Raw genomic sequence first — 23,247 nt, 5'->3', positions numbered from 1 at the left:
CCCTGAGTTTTTTCCTCTGCCTTTCCCTATTTCTGCCGCGCGCTATGCGCTTTTCCGCCTGCTCTCTGTTCAGCCCCCCCTTTTCCCGCTACAGTGAAATCTCACCGGCCCATCAGGAGAGGACTATGCTGTATATCTTTGATTTAGGTAATGTGATTGTCGATATCGATTTCAAACGTGTACTGGGTGTATGGAGCAATTTGAGTGGCACGCCGCTGGCGGTATTGTCCGAGCGTTTCACTCTGGGTGAGTTGTTCCAGCAGCATGAGCGCGGTGAAATCAGCGACGAAGATTTTGCCGAACAGCTAAGTGATGAAATGGGTATCGCCCTCAGTTTTGAGCAGTTCGCTACCGGCTGGCAGGCGGTGTTTGTCGCCCTGCGTCCGGAGGTGATCGATATCATGAAGCGCCTGCGCAGCGAAGGTCACCGGGTGGTGGTGTTGTCGAACACCAATCGTCTGCATTGCAACTACTGGCCGCAGCATTATCCGGAAGTGGCCGAGGCCGCCGATCATCTGTATCTGTCTCAGGACATCGGCATGCGCAAACCGGACGCCAACATCTATCTGCACGTACTCAACGCCGAAAATACGCCGCCGGAAGCCGCAGTGTTCTTCGACGATCACCCGGATAACGTCGCCGCCGCCCAGGCGCTGGGAATCAAAACGGTGCACGTGACCGACCGTAACGTGGTGCCGGCTTATTTTGCCCAATGACCGCGAAGGGTTAAGCTTAAGGCGTACAAACTGACATCAAGGAGTGACCATGTCGTTTTTCCGCCGTAAAAAGTTGTCTTCTGCGATCAAACCCAGCGTCACCTTTGGGCGGCTGTTGTTCCAACGCGTCGATAACGATGGTCTGACCATGCTGGCGGGCCATCTGGCCTATGTTTCCCTGCTGTCGCTGGTGCCGTTGATTACCGTGGTGTTCGCGCTGTTTGCCGCGTTCCCGATGTTTTCCGACATCAGCGTCCAGTTGAAAAGTTTTATCTTCTCTAATTTCATGCCTGCCGCCGGCAACGTGATCCAAAGTTATCTGGAGCAGTTTGTCGCCAACTCCAACAAAATGACCGCCGTCGGGACCTGCGGGCTGATTGTCACCGCGCTGCTGCTGATCTCCTCGGTGGACAGCGTGCTGAATACTATCTGGCGCAGCAAGAACAAACGGCCAATCGTATTTTCGTTTGCGGTGTATTGGATGGTGCTGACTCTGGGGCCGCTGTTGGTGGGGGCCAGCATGGCTATCAGCTCCTATCTGCTGTCGCTCAACTGGCTGGCGCAGGCTGGCGTGAACAGCCTGGTGGATCAAGTACTGCGAATTTTCCCGCTGATCCTGTCCTGGATATCGTTCTGGCTGCTGTATTGCATCGTGCCGACGGTGCGTGTGCCGCCCAAAGATGCGCTGATCGGCGCGCTGGTGGCCGGGGTATTGTTTGAGCTCGGCAAGAAGGGTTTTGCGCTGTATATCACCATGTTCCCGTCTTATCAGCTGATATACGGCGTGCTGGCGGTGATCCCGATTTTATTCCTGTGGGTCTACTGGAGCTGGTGTATCGTGTTACTCGGCGCGGAAATTACCGTTACCCTCGGGGAATACCGTGACTACCGCCGGCAAAAGACGGAGCAACAGGATCAGACACAAGAAGGGCAGTTATGATTGCGTTAATACAACGGGTGTTAAACGCCAGCGTCACGGTCAAGGGAGAGACGGTAGGCAAGATTGGCCCCGGTTTGTTAGTGTTATTGGGCGTGGAGCAGGACGATAACGAGCAAAAAGCCGTGCGCCTGTGTGAACGCGTGCTGGGGTATCGCATCTTTGGCGACGAGAACGACAAGATGAATCTCAATGTCCAGCAGGCGGGAGGCAGCCTGTTGGTGGTTTCGCAGTTCACGCTGGTGGCCGATACCCAAAAAGGCATGCGCCCGAGTTTCTCACGCGGTGCAGTACCGCAGGAGGCCGATCGGTTGTATCAATATTTTGTTGGCCAGTGCCGCGAACGCGGCGTAGAAACACAGACCGGGGAGTTCGCCGCCGACATGCAAGTGGCGCTGGTGAATGACGGACCGGTGACGTTTTGGCTTCAAGTCTAAGTATTTTGAGAGAGAAGGCGTCTATGTATCACCTACGAGTACCCGTAACAGAACAAGAGCTGAAGGATTATTACCAGTTTCGTTGGGAAATGCTGCGCAAGCCATTGCACCAACCGGTGGGTTCGGAAAAGGATGCCTACGACGCCATGGCGCACCATCAGATGGTGGTGGATGAGGGCGGTAAAATTGTCGCTATCGGGCGGCTGTATATCAATGCCGACAACGAGGCGGCGATCCGCTTTATGGCGGTAGACCCTACGGTACAGGACAAAGGCCTCGGCACGCTGGTGGCGATGACGCTGGAATCCGTGGCACGTCAGGAAGGGGTAAAGCGGGTGGTGTGTAGCGCCCGTGAGGATGCGGTGGAGTTCTTTGCCAAGCTGGGGTTCGTCAATCAGGGTGAGATCACCGCGCCGCAAACCACCCCGATCCGCCATTTCCTGATGATTAAGCCGGTGGCCACGCTGGACGATATTCTGCATCGCCCCGATTGGTGCGGCCAGCTGCAGCAGGCCTGGTACGATCATATCCCGCTCAGCGAGAAAATGGGGGTGCGCATCAGCCAGTATACCGGCCAGCGTTTCGTCACCACCATGCCGGAGATTGGCAACCAGAACCCGCACCATACGCTGTTTGCCGGCAGCCTGTTCTCTCTGGCCACGCTGACCGCCTGGGGGCTTATCTGGCTGCTGCTGCGTGAGCGCCATCTGGGCGGCACCATTATTCTGGCAGATGCGCATATCCGCTACAGCAAACCTATCACCGGCAGACCGCGTGCGGTGGCGGATCTCAGCTCGCTGAGCGGCGATCTGGCACGTCTGGCGCGGGGCCGCCGGGCACGGGTGCAGGCGGAGGTGCATCTGTTCGGTGACGACGATAAAGGCGCGATATTTGAAGGCACTTATATGGTGCTGCCGGCCGAGTCGGACGCGCCCCTGGACCAGGGCGGCTCTGAGGCGATAGAAAGCTGAGTTATCGGCCCTCTTCCCTGGGAAGAGGGCGTGAAAGACTAGGGTAACTGTTGGTCGACCGTACGGCCATCGCCGGCGGTGGCCTGCAGTTCGCCCTTAAGTGAAGATTTAAACGGGCCATCGCTGTTCAGCAACCCTTTCAACTGCAACTGCAGATTTCCGTCACCTTCCAGCGGAACCTGCTGCCACCCCCATTGCTGCAAAGTATTCACCGGCACCGAGCGGCCGTTCAACGACAGCGTAAACGGCTTGCCCGGCAGTTGTTCGACCGTGGCTTTGGCTTCCAGTAATCCCTTTGGCATAAAGGCGCTTAGCTCGGTGACGTTGATCTGCCCGTCGTTAGCATTTAGCGCCAGCGATGGGCGTCTAACGTCAATCTTGTTGAAGGTGGCTTCGCTGCCGTTCAGGTTCAGCGTGCCGGACCAAATGCCCCACTGGTGGTCACGCGCCAACAGCAGGTTGCCGCCGTAGCCGTCCAGCGCGGTGATCTGGAACGGGAAGTTCGGATTAATATCGATGATCAGGTTGCGATTGGTGGTCAGCTTGTTGACGTAAACCTCCGCCAGCCAGTGCGGCAGCGGTTTCAGCCACAGTGCGCGCCAATCTGACGGTAAAGTGTATTCCAGTGCGGCGACGGCCACTTCGTCCAGTTGCAGGCGATTGTTGGCGCGCAGCCAGTTGCCGGAGGTGCGCAACAATCCGCCTTCCCAGCGGCTGGTGAACTGCTGAATGGCGATACCGGCCGGTGAAAGCCGCATATTCATGATCGGGTCGATCAGGTGGAAACCCCCGTTGATCAGATCGCTGGCGTTGAAGTTCAGCGAACCGTCCTCGCTGCGCCAGTCGCCCTGCTGGAAGGTGATGTTCTGCAGCGACAGATCGAGATCGTTGAACGCCCACTCCTTGCCTTCCAGCCGCGCGTCGATCAGATCAAAGCGTTTGAGAGTGACCGGCGGCAGGGCGGTAAAGCGTTGCCAGAATTCGGCCAGCGTCAGCGGGGTTTGCATGCGTACGCCACTCAGCCGCAGGCGTTCCACCAGCCAGCTGCCGTCGGTGGCGCGGCTGGCTACCCCGGTCAGGTCACCTTGCGCCAAATCGGCGCCGAAGTTGTTGAGCTTCAGCTGGTTCTGTTTAAGTTCACCCTGTACCAGCACCTGCGAAGCCGGGATACCGTTCAGCGTCATCGAGCCGGCGCTGAACTGGAACTGATTGTTTTCTCCCAGCAGATGGCCGGCTTTGGGTTGCCAGGGCGTAATGCCGGCATTGACCTGTTGCGCATTGAGCTGCCAGGTTTCGTCGCTGGACTGCAGCGCCATATTGCTCAACTGCAACACATCGGCCTGCACCGGCAGTGTCGCGGTTTGCGGCTGAACGGTAAGCGTGCCGTCGCGCAGCGTTACGCTGTGAAAATAGCGTGGTTCGGTGATTTGGCGCAGGCTCAGGCCAAGATCTACCCGTTTGGCGATCAACGCCTGCGGCCGATTATTTTTGGCCAGTTGGACGTCTTCCAGGCTGATTTGGCCCGGCTGATTCCATGAGTGCGAGATTTTTGCCACCGACAGGCGATATTCGCTGTTATCGCTGATCCAACGGCTAAGCCAGCCCGCCGCCCAGCCGGTTTGCCCCACGACGTACAACAGCACAATGGCAAGCACTACCAGCAGCAGCAACGTCAGCAACAGTTTTCCGATAAATTTCATCGTCTACATCCGCGTCGGTCAAAAAAGATACCCTGTTTATGCCGCAATTGGCCGGGCATCTCAAGTGCAATGGTCTGATAGGCAATAAAAAACGGCCGCAAGCGGCCGTTTGTGGCAGGCAGCGCGGTGGATTATGGCTTCTCGTGTTCGTGCGGGAACACCAGGTTGAGCACTATGGCGGTGATGCCGCCGGCGGCAATGCCTGAGGAGAGCAGGGTTTTCAGCCAGTCCGGCGCGAACTGCAGGATCAGCGGTTGCTGAGAAACGCCCATACCGACGGCCAGCGACAGCGCCATGATCATGATCGCGCGGCGGTTCAGCCTTTCGCGTGACACGATACGCACGCCCGATGCGGCAATGGTACCGAACATTACCAGGGTAGCACCGCCAAGCACCGGCTCAGGAATATGTTGCACGAAATTGGCCACTGCCGGGAACAAGCCCAGCGCGATCAGCATCAGCGCCACCACAAAGCCGACGTAACGGCTGGCAACTCCGGTCAGTTGGATCACGCCGTTGTTCTGACCAAAACAGGAGTTGGGGAAGGTGTTGAACACCGCCGACAGCATCGAGTTCAGGCCGTTGGCCAGCACGCCGCCCTTCAGGCGCTTCATATACAGCGGGCCGCTGACCGGCTGTTCCGACACGTCTGAGGTGGCGGTGATGTCGCCGATGGTTTCCAGTGAGGTGACCATAAAGATCAGCATCAGCGGCAGCAGCAGGCTCCAGTCAAAGCCCAGGCCGTAATACAGCGGGATCGGAAGGGTGACAGCCGCCGTTTGCGGAGCCGGTTGGCTTGCCGGCAGCATGTCCATCGCCCAGGCTAGCAGGTAGCCGACCGCCATGGCGATCACCAGCGAGGCGACGCGCAGGTACGGGTTGCGCTGGCGATTAAGCAGAATAATCACCGCCAATACTGCGCCGGCCAGCAGCAGATTTTTCGGTGCGCCGAAGCTGCCTCCGCTCATCGCGGCATAGCCGCCGCCAATGGAGGTCAGGCCAACCTGAATCAGCGACAACCCGATAATCATCACCACAATGCCGGAGACCAGCGGGGTGATGATGCGTCGCGCCAGGTGCAGCACGCGGGAAAGCAAGATCTCGGTGCAGGAGGCGACCATCAGCGTGCCGAATAACGCGGCCATCATGGTGGGGACGTCGGCACCACCGTTTTTCAGCGCCAGCCCGCCCATAATCAGTGGCGAAACAAAGTTGAAACTGGTGCCCTGAATCGACAGCAGGCCGGAACCGACGGGTCCCCAGGTTTTAATTTGCAGAATAGAGGCCAGGCCGGAGGCAAATAGCGACATGCTGATAATGTGCTGAGTATCCTGTGCCGGCAGACCGAGTGCCTGACAGATCAACAGAGCCGGAGTGATTACCGCCACGAACATCGCCAGCAGATGCTGACCGGCGGCAAACAGCGTTTGCGGCAGCGGCGGGCGGTCTTCCAGGCGATAAATCAGTTCGCTGGCGTGGGGCGTTACGGTGGCTTTTTGCACGGGATCAAGCTCGGTGGATGGCATGGTCATGATGTGGCATTTCCAGAAACGGCAAAGCAGGCATTTTAATGATCCACCCCGCAAAAGCAAACGGTTGCGCAACAATATTACGTCAGGGTTATCAATGCCTATGTCGTATTTTTGTTCATTTTTTCTTGTCTTCTCAGCATTTTTTACTTCTAATCCCACCCTCATCAAGTTTTAAAAACTGAGTGGTTTTCTATAACTTATTATTTCTTATTGGATCTTTTCCGTTACAGGGAGTACCCGGATGTTTCATCTTGATACTTATGGCACGTTAGTCGCGGCAACGCTGGTTTTGCTCCTTGGGGGCAAATGCGTCACAAGCATCCCGCTGTTGCGAAAATACACTATTCCCGCACCTGTCGCCGGTGGTTTGCTGGTGGCGCTCTTGTTGTTAGCCCTGAAAAAGTTCGCCAACTGGGAAATCAGCTTCGATATGTCGCTGAAAGACCCGTTGATGCTGGCCTTCTTCGCCACTATCGGCCTGAATGCCAACCTGGCGCGGTTGCGCGCGGGTGGCAGAGCGCTAATGGTGTTCCTGTTTGTGGTGCTGGGCCTGCTGGTGGTGCAGAACGCCATTGGTATCGGCATGGCGAAAATACTGGGTCTGGATCCGCTGATGGGCCTGATCGCCGGTTCAATTACGCTATCTGGCGGTCATGGTACCGGCGCAGCCTGGAGCAAACTGTTTATCGAGCGCTATGGGTTTGAAAATGCTACGGAAGTGGCGATGGCCTGCGCAACTTTCGGCCTGGTGCTGGGCGGCCTGATCGGCGGCCCGGTGGCGCGTTACCTGGTGAAACACTCCTCTACACCGGAGGGCACACCGGAAGATAGCGTGCAACCTAGCGGTTTTGAAAAGCCGGAAAGCGGTCGACTTATCACGTCCTTGGTGATGATCGAAACTATCGCGATGATCGCCATCTGCTTGAGCCTGGGGCAGTTTATTGCCGGCCTGTTGAATGGCACGGTGTTTGAATTACCAAACTTTGTTTGCGTGCTGTTTGTCGGGGTGATTCTCAGCAATACGCTGGCGTTCAGCGGTTTTTACACCGTGTTCGAACGGGCGGTGTCGGTACTGGGGAACGTCAGCCTGTCGCTGTTCCTGGCCATGGCGCTGATGAGCCTGCGCCTGTGGGAGCTGGCGTCGCTGGCGCTGCCGATGCTGGCCATTCTGGCTGTGCAGACACTGGTGATGGCGCTCTACGCGATTTTCGTCACTTACCGGGTGATGGGCAAAAACTACGATGCGGCGGTACTGGCTGCGGGCCACTGTGGTTTTGGCATGGGCGCTACGCCAACGGCGATCGCCAATATGCAGGCGATTACCGATCGCTTCGGTCCATCGCATCTGGCATTTCTGGTGGTGCCGATGGTGGGGGCGTTCTTTATCGATATCGCCAACGCGATCGTGATTAAGCTGTATCTGCTGTTGCCGGTGTTCCCGGCGGTGGGCTGAATAACGTTCGAGAGGTAAAGCAAGGGCGCCATTGGCGCCCTTGTCTATGGCAGAGGGTCAGGCGTTGGAATAGCGCGCTTTCTCCGGTAGCCAGCGTTCAATCAGGGCGCGGGCATGTTCCGGGTACTGCTGATGAATATGACGGGCGACGCGTTGCACTTCCGGTATCATCGCCTGGTCGCGCAGCAAATCGGCCACCTTGAACTCCGCACTGCCGGTCTGGCGCGTCCCAAGCAGCTCGCCTGGGCCACGAATTTCCAGATCGCGCTGGGCAATCACAAAGCCATCGTTACTGTCGCGCAGAACCTGCAGACGTTTCTGCGCAGTTTTACTCAGCGGGGTTTTGTACAACAGCACGCAATGCGATGCCACTGCGCCACGGCCAACGCGGCCGCGTAGCTGATGCAGTTGCGCCAACCCAAGCCGCTCCGGGTTTTCGATGATCATCAGACTGGCGTTCGGTACGTCGACGCCTACTTCGATCACTGTGGTTGCCACCAACAGCTGCAACTCACCCTGTTTAAAGGCCTGCATTACCGCCTGCTTTTCCTGCGCCTTCATGCGGCCGTGAACCAGCGCGACTTTCAGTTCGGGCAGTGCAGTCTTCAATTCTTCCCAAGTGGCTTCCGCCGCCTGCGCTTCCAGCAACTCTGATTCCTCGATCAGCGTACAGACCCAGTACGCCTGCCGGCCTTCTTCCATACAGGCGCTTTTTACCCGCTGGATAATATCGGCACGCCGAGTGTCTGGAATGGCGACGGTGGTGACCGGCGTCCTGCCTGGCGGCAGTTCGTCTATCACCGAGGTATCGAGATCGGCATAGGCGGTCATTGCCAGCGTGCGTGGGATTGGCGTGGCGGTCATGATCAACTGGTGGGCATGGAAGCCTTGCTCCTCGCCCTTTTCCCACAGAGCCAGCCGCTGGTGCACACCAAACCGGTGCTGTTCGTCGATGATCACCAGCGCCAGGCCGGAAAACTGTACCTGTTCCTGGAATATGGCGTGCGTACCGACCACCATCGACACTTTTCCGCTGGCGATCGCTTCCTGCTGAGCAAGGCGTGCCTTGCCTTTTTGCTTACCGGCCAGCCAGCCCACTTCAAGCCCCAGCGGTTCAAACCACTGGCGGAAGTTATTGGCGTGTTGTTCGGCCAGCAGTTCGGTGGGCGCCATCAATGCCACCTGTTTGCCGTGGGCGATGGCGCGTAGCGCCGCCAGTGCGGCCACCAGCGTTTTACCTGAGCCGACATCACCTTGCACCAGCCGCATCATCGGGAAGCCTTTTTGCATATCGGCTTCGATATCGGCCACTACGCGATCTTGCGCGCCGGTCGGCGAGAACGGCAATTTGGCGAGAAATTGTTTTTTCAGACGGTCATCCGGCATCAGCGGCAGCGCCTGATAACTCTGCGCACCGGCGCGCACTGCCAGCATGCTGAGGTTATGCGCCAGCAGCTCTTCCAGGATCAGGCGTTTTTGCGCCGGATGCTTGCCCTGCTCCAAATCTTCCAACTGAATATCCGGCGGCGGGCGGTGCAGGGTGTGCAGCGCCTGCGGCAGGCTCATCAGCCCGCCACTGAGTTCCGGTGGCAGCAGTTCGGCGATGGCGCAGGTGTCCAGCAGCTCCAGCGCCTGATCGGTCAGCTTGCGCAGCGTGGCCTGCCTGATGCCTTCTGTGGTCGGATAAACCGGCGTCAGTGAGTCCTGCAGTTCAACCTCGCTGCTTTCCCCCTGAATGCGGTATTCCGGGTGGATGATTTCTGCGCCGTGGTTGCCGCGTTTGATCTCACCGTAAGCGGTTACGCGGCGGCCTGCGGCCAGGCTGTTTTTCATCGCTGCGTTGAAGTTAAAGAAACGCATGGTGAGCAGGCCGGTGCCGTCGCTGATCTGGCAGGTCAGCATACGCCGACGGCCAAAACTGATATCGCTGCGCAGCACTTCGCCTTCCACAGTGGCAAAAATGCCCGGCAGCAGGTCGTTGATCGGATAAAGGCGGGTGCGGTCTTCATAACGCAGCGGGAGGTGCAGCAGCAGGTCCTGAATGGTTTCCAGGCCAATTTTGGCCAGCTTGCCCGCTTGGCTGGCTCCAACCCCGGAAAGCGTGGTGAGAGCGACGGCGTCCAGCAGGCGGCCTTTCATCGGCGTACCGTTGCCTGCATGGTCGCCCACCATTCGGCGTCGGCGACCACCTGGCCCTGTTGGTCAATCTGCGGACGCGGCAACCCTTTGCGCTTGGCGACGTTGGCCAGCACCGGGTAGCCGCCCTCGAACAGCAGGCGTTGTTGTTCTTCTTCGTCCAGCGCACTGTGGGTGCGCAGGTACATACCGGCGTTGTGGCGTTGGCGCTGCGCTTCGTACAGGATCAAGGCTGAGGCGACCGACACGTTGAGAGATTGCACCATGCCGATCATCGGAATGATGATGTCCTGGTCGGCCAGGGCCAGCGCTTCTTCGGTGATACCGGTTTTTTCCTGGCCCAGCAGCACGCAGGTTGGGCGGGTGTAATCCACCTCGCGGAAATCAACCGCGCGGGCGGAAAGGTGGGTCGCCAGAATCTGCATGCCTTGATCTTTCAGGTGGGTCACCGCGTCAGAGATGGTGCGGTGGGTTTTTACATTGACCCAGCTGTTGCTACCGGCCGCGGAGGAAACCAGGGTACGCATGCGTGAGGTCGGCCACACGGCATGCACCTGATGCACGCCGACGGCGTCGGCGGTACGGATAATGGCGGAGACGTTATGCGGTTTGTGTACCTGTTCCAGGCAGACCGTCAGATCCGGCTGCCGGGTTGCCAGCATTTCACAAATCCGCGCATAGCGTTCAGGGCTCATAGGCGCTAATTTCGGTTACGGTTAACTTTAATCACATCCGGCATGATACGGATTTTACGCATAATATTTGCCAGATGGATGCGATCGCGGGTGGTCAGGCGGATAAAGGCGCTATAAACCCGGCCGTCTTTCTCTTCAGTGTTCAGGCTCTGAATATTGGACTCGGCCGCGTTGATGGCCGCCGTCAGGTTGGCCAGCGCGCCCTGATGGTTAAACATGTCCACTTTGATCTCGGCGATGAATTCCTGCTCGATGTCCTTATCCCACTCTACCGCCATGAATTTCTCAGGCTCTTTCTGGTAGCCGCGGATGTTTCGGCAGGATTCATGGTGGATCACCAGCCCTTTGCCCGGGCTGACGTGGGCAATGATCGGGTCGCCCGGAATAGGTCGGCAGCACTTGGCGAAGGTGATCAGCACGCCATCTGCGCCCTTGATCGCCAGGTTACGAACCCCGGAGGAGGTGCCCAGATTGGATTGGTCACCCTGCAGGTTTTTCGCCACCACCACGCTCATGGCGTTGCCGAGGCCGATTTCAGCCAGCAGATCGTCCAGGGTCGCCAGTTTCATGCGATCCAGCTCGTGCTGGATATTTTCCGGCGGAATTTCTGCCAGTTTGCGGCTGCCGCCCAACGCATGGTTCAGCAAGCGGCGGCCGAGGCCGACTGAGTCATCACGCTTGAGGTTTTTCAGCATCTGGCGGATTTTGGCGCGCGCTTTCGAGCTGACGACAAAGTTCAGCCAGGCGGCGTTTGGTCGGGCACCCGGTGCGGTGATGATTTCCACCGTCTGGCCGCTGCTCAGCGACTGCGACAGCGGATAGGGCTGGCGATCGACGCGGGCGCCAACGCAGGCGTGACCGATATCGGTATGCACCGCGTAGGCGAAATCGACCGGCGTTGCGCCTGCAGGCAGTTCAACGATGCGGCCTTCCGGGGTGAAAACGTAAATCTCATCCGGGAACAGATCGGATTTCACGCTCTCGATAAATTCAAATGAACTGCCGGCGCTTTGCTGCAACTCCAGCAAGCTTTGCATCCAGCGCTGGGCGCGGATTTGTGCAGTGGTGCCGGTTTCGCCCTGTTCTTTTTCTTTATAAGCCCAGTGCGCGGCCACCCCCATTTCTGCCATCTGATCCATATCTTCGGTACGGATCTGTACCTCAACCGGCACGCCGTGAGGGCCGATTAGGGATGTGTGCAGCGATTGGTAGCCGTTGGCCTTGGGAATGGCGATATAGTCTTTGACCCTGCCCGGGCGCGGTTTATACAGGCTGTGGGCCTGGCCCAGCACGCGGTAACAGGTATCGACTTCCTTCACGATCACCCGGAACGCGTAGATGTCCATAATCGAATGGAACCGCTGTTCTTTCAGGTGCATCTTGAGGTAGATGGAATACAGATGCTTTTCTCGCCCGCTGACGCGGCAAGGAATGCCGGCTTCGTTCAATCGGCCTTCGATCTCGGAGAGAATCTTTTGGATCATCTCCTTACGGTTACCGCGAGCGGCTTTCACCACTTCTTTGATTACACGGTAGCGGTTCGGGTACAACGCCTCAAAACCCAGCTCTTCCAGCTCGGTCTTCAGGTGGTGAATACCCAGGCGATGGGCCAAGGGGCTGTAGATTTCCAGGGTTTCACGCGCGATACGCCGCCGTTTGTCAGGGCGCAGCGAACCCAGGGTACGCATATTGTGCGTGCGGTCGGCCAGCTTGATCAGCACGACGCGGATATCCTGCACCATCGCCATGATCATTTTGCGGAAGTTTTCCGCCTGGGCTTCTTTTTTATCCTGGAACTTCAGCTTGTCGAGCTTGGATACGCCTTCAACCAGTTCAGCGACGCTCTTGCCGAACAGCTGTTCCATATCCTGGTAGGTGGCCGGGGTGTCTTCGATGACGTCATGCAGCAGCGCGGCCATCAGCGTCTCATGATCGAGACGCATTTCCGCCAGAATGCAGGCCACGGCGACCGGGTGAGTAATGTAGGGCTCACCGCTGGAGCGTGTCTGTCCCTCGTGAGCATCACGTGCAACGAGGTATGCCTGTTTGAGGCGCTTAATCTGCTCCTCAGGCAGGTAACGTTGAATCAGCAGATTCAGGCTTTCAAACAGGTACAAGGCAGACTCGCAGTCTAATTAACGACGACCTTCAGCAATTGCGGTAACCGCTTGAATTTCTGCGGCTTCCTGCTCTTGCTGCTCCTGACGATCACGAACATCGAGGATCTGGCTGGTGATCAGGCCTTCTTCGATTTCGCGCAGAGCGATAACGGTGTACTTGTCGTTCTCTTCCGGAACAAGTGCATCTTTACCGCCAGTCTGGATTTGACGTGCCCGACGAGCAGCGACCAACACCAGGTCAAAACGGTTACCAATTTTCTCTACAGCGTCTTGAACAGTTACGCGTGCCATATTTGTGCTACTCCACAGGTGACGAAAAGACTGGGCATAATACTGAAACTGTCTTCAGTCTGCCAATAGTTTGCTGATTAAAGCGTCATGCCGCAGTAATTGCCGGCCTAAACGCAGGCGCTCGGCGCGAATAATGGTTTTCAGATCGGACAGGGCCAGATCGAAATCATCGTTCACGATTAAATAATCATACTCCGCGTAGTGCGTCATCTCCGCCACGGCCTGCGCCATGCGTTTGGCGATCACCTCTTCAGAGTCTTGCCCGCGGCTACGCAGGCGGCGGCCAAGTTCATCCTTCGACGGCGGCAAAATAAAGATGCTGCGCGCCTGCGGCATTTTAGCGCGGATCTGCTGCGCACCTTGCCAATCGATATCCAGGAAGACGTCTACGCCGGTCGACAGCACCTGCTCAATGGCGGCGCGTGAGGTCCCGTAATAGTTGCCGAACACTTCGGCATGCTCAAGAAACGCATCCTGCTCAATCATCCGGCGGAATTCATCTTTTGAGACGAAGAAATAATGTTCGCCGTGATGTTCACCCAGGCGGCTGTCGCGCGTGGTGTGCGAAACCGAAACCTGCGTGTCGTACAGCGGTTGCGTCTTTAACAAAGCCTGAATCAGACTTGATTTCCCTGCGCCACTGGGGGCAGAGACAATAAAAAGCGTGCCTTGAGCCATGATGATGTTCGTTGATAGCGGTTGATGTGCCAATAACAGCGGATGTGTATTTTCTCCGCACAGTATACACGGCTAACGCGCCGGGTGCAGCGTTAGCTCGCATTTTGCCCGCTGCTTTGTGCTGAAAAAACCGCTAAACGGCGGATTTGCGCAGCGGATCGGTAAATTTCCGCGATTTCATGTAACGCAGCCTCCCTTTCTCGAGCCGCTAGGCAGTTCGGAAAACTGCCCGTTGCCGAGGCGCCGCTACCCGGTTTTACTGCCGGTTATCAGGGAGGTGCACTATGCGAACATGTGGAATACGGGTCGGGATGACGCTGTTGGGCGGGGTAATGTTCTGCGGTGTGCTGCGGGCGGAAAGTTGTCCGGCGTGGCGGCCGGAGCGGCTGCAACTGGAGATAACCACGTTAAAAAACCAGCTTGAACGCTGGGATGTGGCTTATTACCAACAGGGCGACAGTTTAATTGAGGATGAGGTCTATGACAGCCTGCGGCAAAAGCTGCAGTTGTGGCACCGTTGCGCCGGGCTGGAAAGGGGCGAGGAGGCCAGTCCGCTTTTACCGGCGGGCAAGACGCCTCACCCGGTGGCGCACACCGGGTTGCATAAATTGGCGGGGCCTACAGCCGTCGCCCAGTGGCTGCGTGGCCGCAGCGATGTCTGGGTTCAGCCTAAGGTGGACGGCGTCGCTATTACTTTGGTGTATCGCGATGGAGAACTGGCTGGAAAAAGTGCGGACTATTCCGGCGATACCGGCAGCGGTGAAGGGCGCTCCGCCGACGCTGATCCTGCAAGGCGAACTCTTTTTGATGGTGAACGATCATCAGCAAAAGATTCATGGCGGCATCAATGCCCGATCCACGGTAGCCGGTGCGCTGATGAAAAACCAGCTTTCGCCGGTCTTGCAACAGATAGGTCTGTTTGTCTGGGCATGGCCGGATGGCCCACAAGAAATGACTCAGCGTTTGCAGCAGCTTGCCGCAATGGGATTCCCTCTTGCATTGGCTTATTCACAGCCCGTGAGTTCACTGGACGATGTGCGGCAATGGCGTGAGCGTTGGTATCGCGAATCATTGCCCTTCGTCACGGATGGCGTGGTGATTCACCAGGCGCAGTCACCCCAGGGGCGCTACTGGCAGGCAAAGCCCGGCGATTGGGCGGTTGCCTGGAAGTATCCGCCGGTGCAGCAGGTCGCCAGGGTCAATGATGTCGAGTTCAGTGTAGGCCGTACCGGAAAGATTGCCGTGGTGCTGAAGCTTGATCCCCTCAGGATGGATGATAAATGGGTCTCGCGCGTTAACCTGGGATCGCTGCCCCGCTGGCGGCAGTGGGCGGTTGTACCCGGTGACCAGGTGGCTATTAGCCTGATGGGGCACGGGATCCCGCGTCTGGATAAAGTGGTCTGGCGGGCCACAGAAAGAAGAGAGCCCAGTGCGCCGGCTGCAGATCGCTACCATGCTTTGAGTTGCTTTACCTGGCTACCGGAGTGTCGCCAGCAGTTTCTGGCGCGGCTGGTGTGGTTGGGCGGCCCGCAGGGACTCGGCCTGCACGGCATCAGTGAATCTACCTGGCAGGTGCTGATTGATCAGGGACTGGTGCGACACTTGCTGGATTGGCTGGCGTTGACGCCGGAGCAACTGATGTCAGCGCCCGGCATCGGTGATAAACGCGGACGAAGCATCCACCGGCAATTTCAGCAGGCGCGACAACAGCCGTTTGCTCGCTGGCTGATAGCCTTGGGCGTGCCGCTGAGCCTGCAACAAACGCCGGCGCTGAAAAGCTGGCATCAGATACAGCAACTCCCCGTAGGAGAGTGGCGAAAAATGACCGGGATAGGCGCGAAAAAGGCCGAGCAAATCACCGGTTTTCTGCAGTATCCGCCATTTCTGACGCTGGTCAGCACGCTGGAGGCACAGGAAATAACAGGTTTTATCGGAACCCAATGATGTGCTGTTACTCCGTAGATCTCTCGGCAAGTGAGTTTGCGTCTGCCGTTTGTGGATGCGTGATTGGCGAGGGCGAGGCATGACGCAGGAAAATAAAAACGATGCCTGCTGAAATCCCCGTCATTAACGCCAGAATATACAGCAGGTTATGAAACGCGGCTTCGTAGCTTTGTTTCAAGGCCACCGTATCGACCTTCAGCAGTGCCGCCGCTTGTGGCAGGTCGCCCATTGCCAGCCGGTGGGCGCCGGCGGCAGCATTGGCCAGCGGAGAGCCCGGCAGATGCTGCTCAACCAGGGTGGCCAGCAGCGCGCCCACCACGGCGAGTGCGATACCTTCACCTGCTACGCGGACGGTGCTAAAAATGCCGGTAGCCATACCTGCACGATCCTTCGGCACCACGCTGACGGCCAGGCCGTCCATTAAACCCCAGGGCAGGCTGATGCCGCAGCCAATGGTCAACAGTGGCAGGATCAATAGCACGAAGGGTTTCCCCGGCGCATATTGCGCGAGCCATAACAGGCCGAAGGCGCAGATCAGCAGGCCCAGACTGGAAATGACACCGGCGGAAAACCGGTGCGCCAACATGCCTGCCAGCACAGGCAATATCAGCATTGGCGCTGAGAGTGCGAACATAATGATACCCGCCTCCAGGGTGCCGTAACCTTCGATGCCAATAAAGCGCAGCGGGAGTAAAACCAGCAGCACCACGTAGGAATAGGCCGGTGCGGCAGCCAGAAACTGTACGCCGACAAAGCGCGGATAGCGGAATAAAGACAGATCAAGCATCGGCCTGCGCACGCGATTCTCGATCACGACAAAGGCAATCATGAAAAGCAGCGCGCCGCTGAACAGGGCGATGACTTCACGGCTGCCCCAACCGCTGTCGGGGGCTTGCAGTACGGCATAAGTCAATAATGTCAGAACCAGCGTAAAGGTGGCCGCGCCGGGCCAGTCGAGTTTGGCCGCAGCAGGATCGCGTGATTCATGCATATAGCGTATACCGGCGAACAGGGCGATGGCACTGAACAAAGACACGCTGATAAAAATCGCACGCCAGTCAAAATGCTGTACCAAAAAACCGGCCAGCAGCGGGCCAAATGCCAGACCTATGCCAAAGGTGGTTCCCAACAGGCTGAAGGCTTTGGCGCGTTCTGCGCCATCGAATACCTGAGCCAGGCCGGCGGTTCCTCCGGCAAACGCCGCTGCGGCGGCAACACCTTGAAGCGCACGAATCACATCAAAGGCGATGATATCTTGCACCGTCAGCATAACCATTGAGCTTAGGGTAAGCACCGCCAGGCCGCTGATGAACATGCGTTTGCGGCCAAAGCGATCGGCGAGCGCGCCGGCAATCATCAGGCTGCAGCCAAAGGTCAGCATAAAGGCGTTGGTGACCCAACTGAGGGCGACTACGCTGCCGCCCAGGCTGGCGGCGATAGCGGGCAAAGAGACTGCCGGGCCGGTAAAGTTAATCGGCATGATCAACCCCGCCAGGCAGACGGAGAACAGGATAATCCAGCGCTGCGGATCGGGATCTGGAAGACGGTGAGGATGATTCATGATGAGCTCCAGCGACAGTATTGTCGGTTGGGATGGATGATAAAGTGGATTTAATTGGCTAGAAATGGGGCTATATTCCACTCTTTAAGGACAATAACGCTCTAATTGGAGATCCTATGGACAGCCTCAGTGGCTTATTGGCTTTTGTGCGCGCTGCCGAGCTACGCAGTTTTGTCGCCGCAGGTGAACGGTTGGGCGTGTCCGCCTCTGCCGTCGGGAAAAGCGTGGCCAGGCTTGAGGAATCGTTGGGCGTCAGGCTGTTTAACCGCAGCACCCGACGTATCAATCTCACCGACGAGGGGGCGTTGTTTTTTGAACGCTGCCAACGCATCGTCAGCGAAATTGAGAATGCAGAAGCCGAAATGGCGAGGATCTCCGAGGCGCCGCGCGGCAAACTGCGCGTGAGTATGCCAGCTATCGGCTATCGAATGCTGGTACCTCTGCTTGCCGATTTCAGCGCGCTTTATCCTGAGGTTGAGCTGGACGTGGACTTCAATGACCGTAGGGTGGATCTGATCGCTGAGGGAATTGACGTGGCGGTTCGCAGCGGTGAGTTGGTGGATTCCCGGCTGATGGCCCGGCGACTGGGGCCGTTCCGGTTGATACTGGCGGGTTCGCCTGAGTATTTACAGCGTCGGGGCGTGCCGCAGGGGCCGGAAGATTTGCTCGACCATGCCTGCCTGCGCTACCGCTACCCGGGGGGCCAGCAACTGCAGGAGTGGAGGTTGTTTGCTGATGGAGAGCCGGTTTCCCAACGAATCCCGGTGACGCTGAGCTGCAACAGCATTGAAGCGCTGATCCACGCCACCCAGGAAGGATTGGGTATCGCTTACCTGCCGGATTTTACGCTGTGTTCGGCCATTAACGCCGGGCAACTGGTGGCGGTGTTGGATCAACATACGCAGGAGCAGGGATTTTTCTCAGCTTTGTGGCCGTCAAGCCGGCATATGCTGCCCAAGGTGAGGGTCTTTGTAGACTACCTGGCGCAGCATATGTTGCCTCTGAGGTGAGCCGTATTAATGATCCGGATGCTGGTAGTTGAATACTGGCAGCCCCAGGCGAAAGCGCAGGGCGATCAAGCGTGCGCTCAGGCCGGCGACCAACGTGATGGTGACGACCAGATTGTGCGGCAGGCTGAAGTGTTGCAGGCCGATGTACAGCCAGGCGGCGGCGAAGGAGATACCGGCATAGATTTCCTTCTGAAAAACCAGAGGGATGCGGTTGCAGAGCATATCGCGCAGCACGCCACCGAACACGCCGGTGATGACAGCCGCAATGGCGGCGATGATAGGGCCGTGGCCCATATCCAAAGCGACCTGCGCTCCGATGATTGAAAATACAATCAGGCCAACGGCGTCCAGCACCAGGAACAGGCGGCGCAAGTGGCGCATCAGCGGCGCTACCCAGGTAGTGACAATCGCGGCAATGGCGACAATCACGATATATTCAGGATGCTTGACCCACCCCAACGGAAAGTGCCCGAGCAGCATATCGCGCACCGAGCCACCGCCAATAGCTGTGGCCGAAGCGATAATAATCACGCCAAACATATCCATCTGGCGGCGGCCGGCAGCCAGCGCGCCGGTCATGGCTTCGGCGGTGATGCCGATGATATAAAGAATGCTCAGTAACATAAGGTATTCACAGGGTGGGCGGGAGTGAGTGTAAGGCCGAAAGGGTAATCGCCGACGAGGCATATCGCTACTGAGTTTTTCTAACCAATGCCAATTCGGATTACTTTAATTAATCTGGTGGCGGTTTATCTGACTTGTTATTGGCCTTTTTTAACCTTTCAATGGCCATACAGGTATTAGATATTTCGTGTTAGTTTCTAGTGCTGACTATCTATCTTTACGCTGCGCATCGGCGATGTCTTTCAGGCTGATGAGGGGTGTGCTCACCGAGGAATATGAATATAAAATGAAAAATACTCCCATGCTGGCGGCGGCCTTGGTTACCGCCCTGTTGTTGAGCGGCTGTGTTGCAACGGCCCAGAATGCTACGCAGCAAAAGCCGAAGGTTTGCGGCACCGGCGATCCGATGGTCCAAACCACGCTTTATTTTGGTCTGAACCGCCCAACCGGGCCGGTGATTACCGCAGCAGAGTGGCAGGGTTTTGTCGATCGACAGGTGACGCCGCGCTTTAAAGACGGTCTGTCGGTGTTTGATGCCAAAGGGCAGTGGCTGGGCAATGACGGCAAGCTGACGCGCGAGAACAGCAAGGCATTGATGCTGATTCATGCGCCGGGCAAGGACAGTGAAACCGACATCGAGGCGCTGCGCAGCAGCTATAAGCAGCAGTTTGCGCAGGATTCGGTGATGCGTGTTGATGCACCGGTGTGCGTCGCGTTCTGAGATGATCCCGGCCGGGGCCGGGATATTGATTTACAGCACCAACCCTGCAATGGCTGCCGAGAGCAGGCTGACCAGCGTTGAACCGTAGACTAGTTTCAGGCCAAAGCGGGACACCACGTTGCCTTGTCGTTCATTCAGCCCTTTGATCGCCCCGGCGACTATGCCGATAGAGGCAAAGTTGGCAAAGGAGACCAGGAACACGGACAGAATACCCAGGCCGCGTGGCGACAGTTCCGCCGCAATTTTCTTCAGCTCGATCATCGCCACGAATTCATTGGCCACCAACTTGGTCGCCATGATGCTGCCGGCTCGCAACGCATCCTGCGCCGGGATGCCGATCAACCAGGCCAGCGGATAAAACACGTAGCCCAGAATTTGCTGGAAGCTGATGCCGAAAACGGCGGAGAACAGAGCATTCACCGCAGAGATCAGCGCAATAAAGCCAATCAGCATCGCGGCGATAATCATCGCAATCTTGAAGCCCGCCAGAATGTATTCACCCAGCATTTCAAAGAAGCTCTGATCTTCATGCAGCTTGTTCAGTTTCAGCTCAGGTTCATCGTCCAGTTGATAAGGGTTGATGATCGACAGAATGATAAAGGTGCTGAACATATTGAGGATCAGTGCGGCGACCACGTATTGCGCATCGATCATCGACATGTAGGCGCCAACGATGGACATGGAAACCGTCGACATGGCGGTTGCAGCCATGGTGTACATACGGCGCGGCGAAATATCGCCGATAATGCCCTTATAGGCGATAAAGTTTTCCGACTGACCGAGCACCAGCGTGCTGACGGCGTTGAAAGACTCCAGCTTGCCCATGCCGTTAACCTTTGACAGCAGGGTGCCGACCAGGCGGATAATCAGCGGCAGAATACGAAAGTGCTGCAAAATACCGATTAGCGCGGAAATAAAGATAATTGGGCACAAAACGCCCAAGAAAATGAATGCCAACCCGTCCTTGCTCATGCCACCGAAAACAAAGTCGGAGCCTTGCGCTGCGTAGGTCAGCAGCGTTTCAAAGAAGCCGGCGACGTGCCTGATTACGCTGAGGCCACTTTCTGAATGCAGAAAGAAATAGGCGAGTGCGCCTTCAATGACCAAGAGCTGAATAATATAGCGCAGGCGGATTTTTTTGCGGTCGTTGCTGACCAGCAGCGCCAGGGCGATGATCACCACCAGGGCAAAAATAAATTGCAGAATTTGCGGCATAAAGGGTCCGTACGGCTTGCGGGCATGAAAAAAACACATTTAGCCACAGCTTAGCCCGCCTTTCATTACCTTACGTGATAATTAGAACAAAATACTTCGGGCGACTGGTATGGGTTATGGATTGTCATTCTCTGGGTGATCGCCGCAGTTTTTCGTAAAAGCCTCGCTTTTACGGCGGAGATCGCCGATGGAGCGGGGGCCAACTGGAATCTGTCCCGCATAATCTGAACGTTATCCCGCTTTAATATTGATTTTTTCCTCGCTGAGAGAGAAAAAGAGTTCACTACTTCGCCGCACAAGACGGCCTACTTTCTCAGGATGAGGATGCGGATATGAAGACACAGGCAATGTTGCGGGCGCTGGCAAATGGCATTAACCCCGAGACGGGGGAGTTGCTGGGTACGGCGTCAATGACCGGTTCGCCGGAGGCGATTCGGCTACTGTTTGCATTGGCCGAGGAGTTTCAGGCTGAGCCGGAGCGCCAGAAGAAAGTAAAGCTCTCACCGGAAGAGCGGCAGCAGAAGAACATTGCCGAGGGGCGGCCGGCGAAATCGCACTTCCCATGGGCAGAGGAAGAAAAACAGCGGCTGCAGGAGAGCTATGCAGAGGGCGGAACGCTTGAGGCATTGAGCAGTGAATTTGAACGCACCACTTGGGCCATCGCCGTTCAACTGCAAAAAATGAGGCTGATTACCGAACAGCAGGCGGCCAGGTATATATAGGGTTAGTTCAGAAAAAACCCGCATAACGCGGGTTTTGGTTAGTGAAGAAAATATCACTCGATGTTCTGGATCTGCTCACGCATTTGCTCGATCAGCACTTTCAGCTCGATAGCGGAAGTGGTGACTTCGGCATTAATCGACTTGGAGGCCAGTGTGTTCGATTCGCGGTTAAACTCCTGCATCATAAAGTCGAGGCGGCGGCCCACGGCTTCTTTCTTCTTCAGGATGTTATGCGTTTCTTTTACGTGGGCTTCCAGACGGTCCAGCTCTTCGGCAACGTCAATACGTTGTGCCATCAACACCAGCTCCTGCTCCAGGCGGGTGTTTTCCAACTGCACCTGAGCTTCTTCCAGCTTGCTGACCAGGCGCTCACGCTGCCATTGCAGGATGTTTGGCATCTGGGCGCGCACTTTGATCACTTCGGCGCTGACGCCGTCGAGGCGCTGTTCGATCAGGGCTTTCAGCGCGGTGCCTTCGCTTTCGCGAGCGGTGATGAAATCATCCAATGCGCTGTCCAGAGCCTGCATCAGCTGTGCGCTGATGGCGTCCAGATCCTGCTCCTGAGCAGACATCACGCCCGGCCAACGCAAGACGTCGATAGGATCGATTTCCCCTTCGTCGCTCTGCATTTTTACCCAGTTGGCGGCTTCAACCAGCTGTTTAGCCAGTTTTTCGTTCAGGATCAGCGAGCTTTGCGCGCTCGGGTCCAGCTCGAAGCGCAGGTTGCATTCCACTTTGCCACGGGTCAGACGGCCACGGATACGTTCGCGGATCACCGGCTCCAGGCTGCGGAATTGTTCCGGTAAACGGATGTAGGTTTCTAGATAGCGTTGGTTCACGGAACGCAGCTCCCAAGCTGCGCTGCCCCATTCACCCTTGATTTCACTCCGTGCGTAGGCGGTCATGCTGCGGATCATTGATGCGTACCCGTAATAGGAAAAGATGGAACGATTATAACGTTGGACCTCCGGGCAGGATAGGCATTACGTCACGAAGCCCGTATAATGCGCAGCCAATCGTAGATTAGAAGCCGGAGAGAGCCCATGCGTCCTGCAGGCAGAGCACCACAACAAGTTCGCCCACTGACATTGACCCGTCACTATACCAAACACGCTGAAGGTTCAGTGCTGGTTGAGTTTGGCGATACCAAAGTTTTGTGCACCGCCACGGTAGAAGAGGGCGTTCCGCGCTTCCTGAAAGGTCAGGGCCAGGGTTGGATCACCGCCGAGTACGGCATGCTGCCGCGCTCCACCCACAGCCGTAACGCTCGCGAGGCTGCAAAAGGCAAGCAGGGCGGCCGTACGCTGGAAATCCAGCGCCTGATCGCCCGTTCGCTGCGTGCTGCGGTCGATCTGAAAAAACTGGGTGAGTTCACCATTACCCTGGATTGCGACGTACTGCAGGCTGATGGCGGCACCCGTACAGCCTCCATTTCCGGTGCCTGCGTTGCGCTGGCTGATGCGCTTAATGCATTGGTTGCTGCGGGCAAACTGAAGGCCAACCCAATGAAAGGGTTGGTGGCTGCAGTGTCTGTCGGCATCGTCAAGGGCGAAGCGCTGTGCGATCTGGAGTACGTTGAAGACTCTGCGGCAGAAACCGATATGAACGTGGTGATGATGGAAGACGGCCGCATGATCGAGGTGCAGGGTACCGCCGAGGGCGAACCCTTCAGCCACGACGAGCTGTTGGCGCTGTTGGCGCTGGCTCGAGGGGGCATCGAAACCATCTTCCAGGCGCAGAAAGCGGCGCTGGCGGAGTAATTTTTAAGGCGACTGAAGAGTCGC

General features: G+C 57.1%; 20 protein-coding genes and 1 pseudogene. 10 read left to right on the top strand and 11 right to left on the bottom strand.

Features of this window, described 5'->3' with window-relative positions; genetic code table 11:
- Positions 1-125 precede the first annotated feature (125 nt).
- From yihX to fabY, 4 genes are read left to right on the top strand one after another with little or no spacing between them, the layout of a single operon-like run.
- Positions 126-716 (top strand): glucose-1-phosphatase, encoded by a 591-nt coding sequence (gene yihX / locus SERAS12_RS24830; protein WP_013815045.1) that lies wholly within the window; start codon positions 126-128, stop codon positions 714-716.
- Positions 717-765: 49 nt separating this feature from the next.
- Positions 766-1,656 carry a virulence factor BrkB family protein gene (locus SERAS12_RS24825; RefSeq protein ID WP_013815044.1) on the top strand — a complete coding sequence of 297 codons (891 nt, stop codon included), beginning with the start codon at positions 766-768 and terminating at the stop codon, positions 1,654-1,656.
- Positions 1,653-2,090: a D-aminoacyl-tRNA deacylase gene (dtd, locus tag SERAS12_RS24820; protein WP_004953406.1), complete on the top strand. Its 438-nt coding sequence runs from the start codon at positions 1,653-1,655 to the stop codon at positions 2,088-2,090. The genes SERAS12_RS24825 and dtd overlap by 4 nt, the downstream gene beginning before the upstream one ends.
- Before the next feature lie 23 nt (positions 2,091-2,113).
- Positions 2,114-3,061, top strand: a complete 948-nt coding sequence (gene fabY / locus SERAS12_RS24815; protein WP_013815043.1) for a fatty acid biosynthesis protein FabY — start codon at positions 2,114-2,116, stop codon at positions 3,059-3,061.
- Between the two features lie 38 nt (positions 3,062-3,099).
- On the opposite strand, the gene SERAS12_RS24810 is transcribed toward fabY, so the two are convergent.
- Positions 3,100-4,761: an AsmA family protein gene (locus tag SERAS12_RS24810; RefSeq protein ID WP_013815042.1), complete on the bottom strand. Its 1,662-nt coding sequence runs from the start codon at positions 4,759-4,761 to the stop codon at positions 3,100-3,102.
- A gap of 131 nt (positions 4,762-4,892) precedes the next feature.
- The gene (locus tag SERAS12_RS24805) at positions 4,893-6,293 is read right to left on the bottom strand and encodes an NCS2 family protein (protein WP_013815041.1); all 1,401 of its coding nucleotides are present in this window, start codon (positions 6,291-6,293) and stop codon (positions 4,893-4,895) included.
- Between the two features lie 241 nt (positions 6,294-6,534).
- On the opposite strand from SERAS12_RS24805, the gene gltS reads away from it, so the two are divergent.
- Entirely contained in the window at positions 6,535-7,746 is a 1,212-nt protein-coding gene (gltS, locus tag SERAS12_RS24800; protein WP_013815040.1) for a sodium/glutamate symporter, read from the top strand.
- Between the two features lie 57 nt (positions 7,747-7,803).
- On the opposite strand, the gene recG is transcribed toward gltS, so the two are convergent.
- Genes recG through gmk form a run of 5 tightly spaced genes read right to left on the bottom strand, consistent with a single transcriptional unit; the run spans position 7,804 to position 13,666 of the window.
- On the bottom strand, positions 7,804-9,885 hold the full coding sequence (gene recG / locus SERAS12_RS24795; protein ID WP_013815039.1) for an ATP-dependent DNA helicase RecG: 2,082 nt from the start codon (positions 9,883-9,885) through the stop codon (positions 7,804-7,806).
- On the bottom strand, positions 9,882-10,577 hold the full coding sequence (gene trmH / locus SERAS12_RS24790; RefSeq protein ID WP_013815038.1) for a tRNA (guanosine(18)-2'-O)-methyltransferase TrmH: 696 nt from the start codon (positions 10,575-10,577) through the stop codon (positions 9,882-9,884). Before trmH ends, recG begins: the two co-directional genes overlap by 4 nt.
- A 5-nt stretch (positions 10,578-10,582) precedes the next feature.
- Complete coding sequence (gene spoT, locus SERAS12_RS24785) at positions 10,583-12,694, bottom strand: bifunctional GTP diphosphokinase/guanosine-3',5'-bis pyrophosphate 3'-pyrophosphohydrolase (RefSeq protein WP_006320163.1); 2,112 nt, start codon at positions 12,692-12,694, stop codon at positions 10,583-10,585.
- An 18-nt stretch (positions 12,695-12,712) separates the two neighbouring features.
- Positions 12,713-12,988, bottom strand: coding sequence for a DNA-directed RNA polymerase subunit omega (rpoZ, locus tag SERAS12_RS24780; protein WP_004953385.1), 276 nt, complete (start codon positions 12,986-12,988; stop codon positions 12,713-12,715).
- A 54-nt stretch (positions 12,989-13,042) separates the two neighbouring features.
- The gene (gene gmk / locus SERAS12_RS24775) at positions 13,043-13,666 is read right to left on the bottom strand and encodes a guanylate kinase (RefSeq protein WP_013815037.1); all 624 of its coding nucleotides are present in this window, start codon (positions 13,664-13,666) and stop codon (positions 13,043-13,045) included.
- A 311-nt stretch (positions 13,667-13,977) separates the two neighbouring features.
- Between gmk and ligB the strand changes: the two are divergent.
- A pseudogene (gene ligB, locus SERAS12_RS24770) lies at positions 13,978-15,610 on the top strand (NAD-dependent DNA ligase LigB).
- A 7-nt stretch (positions 15,611-15,617) separates the two neighbouring features.
- Here ligB and SERAS12_RS24765 read toward each other — a convergent pair.
- The gene (locus tag SERAS12_RS24765) at positions 15,618-17,171 is read right to left on the bottom strand and encodes an MFS transporter (protein WP_013815036.1); all 1,554 of its coding nucleotides are present in this window, start codon (positions 17,169-17,171) and stop codon (positions 15,618-15,620) included.
- Between the two features lie 116 nt (positions 17,172-17,287).
- Here SERAS12_RS24765 and SERAS12_RS24760 point away from each other — a divergent pair, with 116 nt between their 5' ends.
- Positions 17,288-18,181, top strand: a complete 894-nt coding sequence (locus SERAS12_RS24760; RefSeq protein ID WP_013815035.1) for a LysR family transcriptional regulator — start codon at positions 17,288-17,290, stop codon at positions 18,179-18,181.
- A 6-nt stretch (positions 18,182-18,187) separates the two neighbouring features.
- On the opposite strand, the gene SERAS12_RS24755 is transcribed toward SERAS12_RS24760, so the two are convergent.
- Positions 18,188-18,805 (bottom strand): trimeric intracellular cation channel family protein, encoded by a 618-nt coding sequence (locus SERAS12_RS24755; protein WP_013815034.1) that lies wholly within the window; start codon positions 18,803-18,805, stop codon positions 18,188-18,190.
- A 286-nt stretch (positions 18,806-19,091) separates the two neighbouring features.
- Here SERAS12_RS24755 and SERAS12_RS24750 point away from each other — a divergent pair, with 286 nt between their 5' ends.
- Positions 19,092-19,526: a DUF3574 domain-containing protein gene (locus tag SERAS12_RS24750; RefSeq protein WP_041416510.1), complete on the top strand. Its 435-nt coding sequence runs from the start codon at positions 19,092-19,094 to the stop codon at positions 19,524-19,526.
- 30 nt (positions 19,527-19,556) lie between these two features.
- Here SERAS12_RS24750 and SERAS12_RS24745 read toward each other — a convergent pair whose 3' ends face one another.
- Entirely contained in the window at positions 19,557-20,741 is a 1,185-nt protein-coding gene (locus tag SERAS12_RS24745) for a NupC/NupG family nucleoside CNT transporter (protein ID WP_006328931.1), read from the bottom strand.
- Positions 20,742-21,073: 332 nt separating this feature from the next.
- Between SERAS12_RS24745 and SERAS12_RS24740 the strand changes: the two genes are divergently transcribed.
- Positions 21,074-21,463 carry a hypothetical protein gene (locus tag SERAS12_RS24740; protein ID WP_013815032.1) on the top strand — a complete coding sequence of 130 codons (390 nt, stop codon included), beginning with the start codon at positions 21,074-21,076 and terminating at the stop codon, positions 21,461-21,463.
- A gap of 53 nt (positions 21,464-21,516) precedes the next feature.
- Here SERAS12_RS24740 and SERAS12_RS24735 read toward each other — a convergent pair whose 3' ends face one another.
- Positions 21,517-22,380 carry a YicC/YloC family endoribonuclease gene (locus tag SERAS12_RS24735; protein WP_006328929.1) on the bottom strand — a complete coding sequence of 288 codons (864 nt, stop codon included), beginning with the start codon at positions 22,378-22,380 and terminating at the stop codon, positions 21,517-21,519.
- Between the two features lie 126 nt (positions 22,381-22,506).
- Between SERAS12_RS24735 and rph the strand changes: the two genes are divergently transcribed.
- Complete coding sequence (rph, locus tag SERAS12_RS24730) at positions 22,507-23,223, top strand: ribonuclease PH (RefSeq protein ID WP_004953365.1); 717 nt, start codon at positions 22,507-22,509, stop codon at positions 23,221-23,223.
- The last annotated feature ends 24 nt before the right edge of the window (positions 23,224-23,247 follow it).

The organism is Serratia sp. AS12 (assembly GCF_000214195.1).
GTDB lineage: Bacteria > Pseudomonadota > Gammaproteobacteria > Enterobacterales > Enterobacteriaceae > Serratia > Serratia plymuthica.
The sequence above is the reverse complement of the archived record's forward strand: the minus strand, read 5'-3'. Positions and strand labels throughout refer to the sequence as shown.

Excerpts from the sequence above, each read along its gene's own strand:
- yihX (WP_013815045.1), top strand. The coding sequence starts at position 126 with ATGCTGTATATCTTTGATTTAGGTAATGTGATTGTCGATATCGATTTC.
- SERAS12_RS24755 (WP_013815034.1), bottom strand. The coding sequence starts at position 18,805 with ATGTTACTGAGCATTCTTTATATCATCGGCATCACCGCCGAAGCCATG.
- SERAS12_RS24740 (WP_013815032.1), top strand. The coding sequence starts at position 21,074 with ATGAAGACACAGGCAATGTTGCGGGCGCTGGCAAATGGCATTAACCCC.
- SERAS12_RS24810 (WP_013815042.1), bottom strand. The coding sequence starts at position 4,761 with ATGAAATTTATCGGAAAACTGTTGCTGACGTTGCTGCTGCTGGTAGTG.
- dtd (WP_004953406.1), top strand. The coding sequence starts at position 1,653 with ATGATTGCGTTAATACAACGGGTGTTAAACGCCAGCGTCACGGTCAAG.
- SERAS12_RS24760 (WP_013815035.1), top strand. The coding sequence starts at position 17,288 with ATGGACAGCCTCAGTGGCTTATTGGCTTTTGTGCGCGCTGCCGAGCTA.
- gltS (WP_013815040.1), top strand. The coding sequence starts at position 6,535 with ATGTTTCATCTTGATACTTATGGCACGTTAGTCGCGGCAACGCTGGTT.
- SERAS12_RS24735 (WP_006328929.1), bottom strand. The coding sequence starts at position 22,380 with ATGATCCGCAGCATGACCGCCTACGCACGGAGTGAAATCAAGGGTGAA.
- rpoZ (WP_004953385.1), bottom strand. The coding sequence starts at position 12,988 with ATGGCACGCGTAACTGTTCAAGACGCTGTAGAGAAAATTGGTAACCGT.
- fabY (WP_013815043.1), top strand. The coding sequence starts at position 2,114 with ATGTATCACCTACGAGTACCCGTAACAGAACAAGAGCTGAAGGATTAT.
- recG (WP_013815039.1), bottom strand. The coding sequence starts at position 9,885 with ATGAAAGGCCGCCTGCTGGACGCCGTCGCTCTCACCACGCTTTCCGGG.
- SERAS12_RS24750 (WP_041416510.1), top strand. The coding sequence starts at position 19,092 with ATGAAAAATACTCCCATGCTGGCGGCGGCCTTGGTTACCGCCCTGTTG.
- gmk (WP_013815037.1), bottom strand. The coding sequence starts at position 13,666 with ATGGCTCAAGGCACGCTTTTTATTGTCTCTGCCCCCAGTGGCGCAGGG.
- SERAS12_RS24745 (WP_006328931.1), bottom strand. The coding sequence starts at position 20,741 with ATGCCGCAAATTCTGCAATTTATTTTTGCCCTGGTGGTGATCATCGCC.
- SERAS12_RS24765 (WP_013815036.1), bottom strand. The coding sequence starts at position 17,171 with ATGAATCATCCTCACCGTCTTCCAGATCCCGATCCGCAGCGCTGGATT.
- rph (WP_004953365.1), top strand. The coding sequence starts at position 22,507 with ATGCGTCCTGCAGGCAGAGCACCACAACAAGTTCGCCCACTGACATTG.
- SERAS12_RS24825 (WP_013815044.1), top strand. The coding sequence starts at position 766 with ATGTCGTTTTTCCGCCGTAAAAAGTTGTCTTCTGCGATCAAACCCAGC.
- trmH (WP_013815038.1), bottom strand. The coding sequence starts at position 10,577 with ATGAGCCCTGAACGCTATGCGCGGATTTGTGAAATGCTGGCAACCCGG.
- SERAS12_RS24805 (WP_013815041.1), bottom strand. The coding sequence starts at position 6,293 with ATGACCATGCCATCCACCGAGCTTGATCCCGTGCAAAAAGCCACCGTA.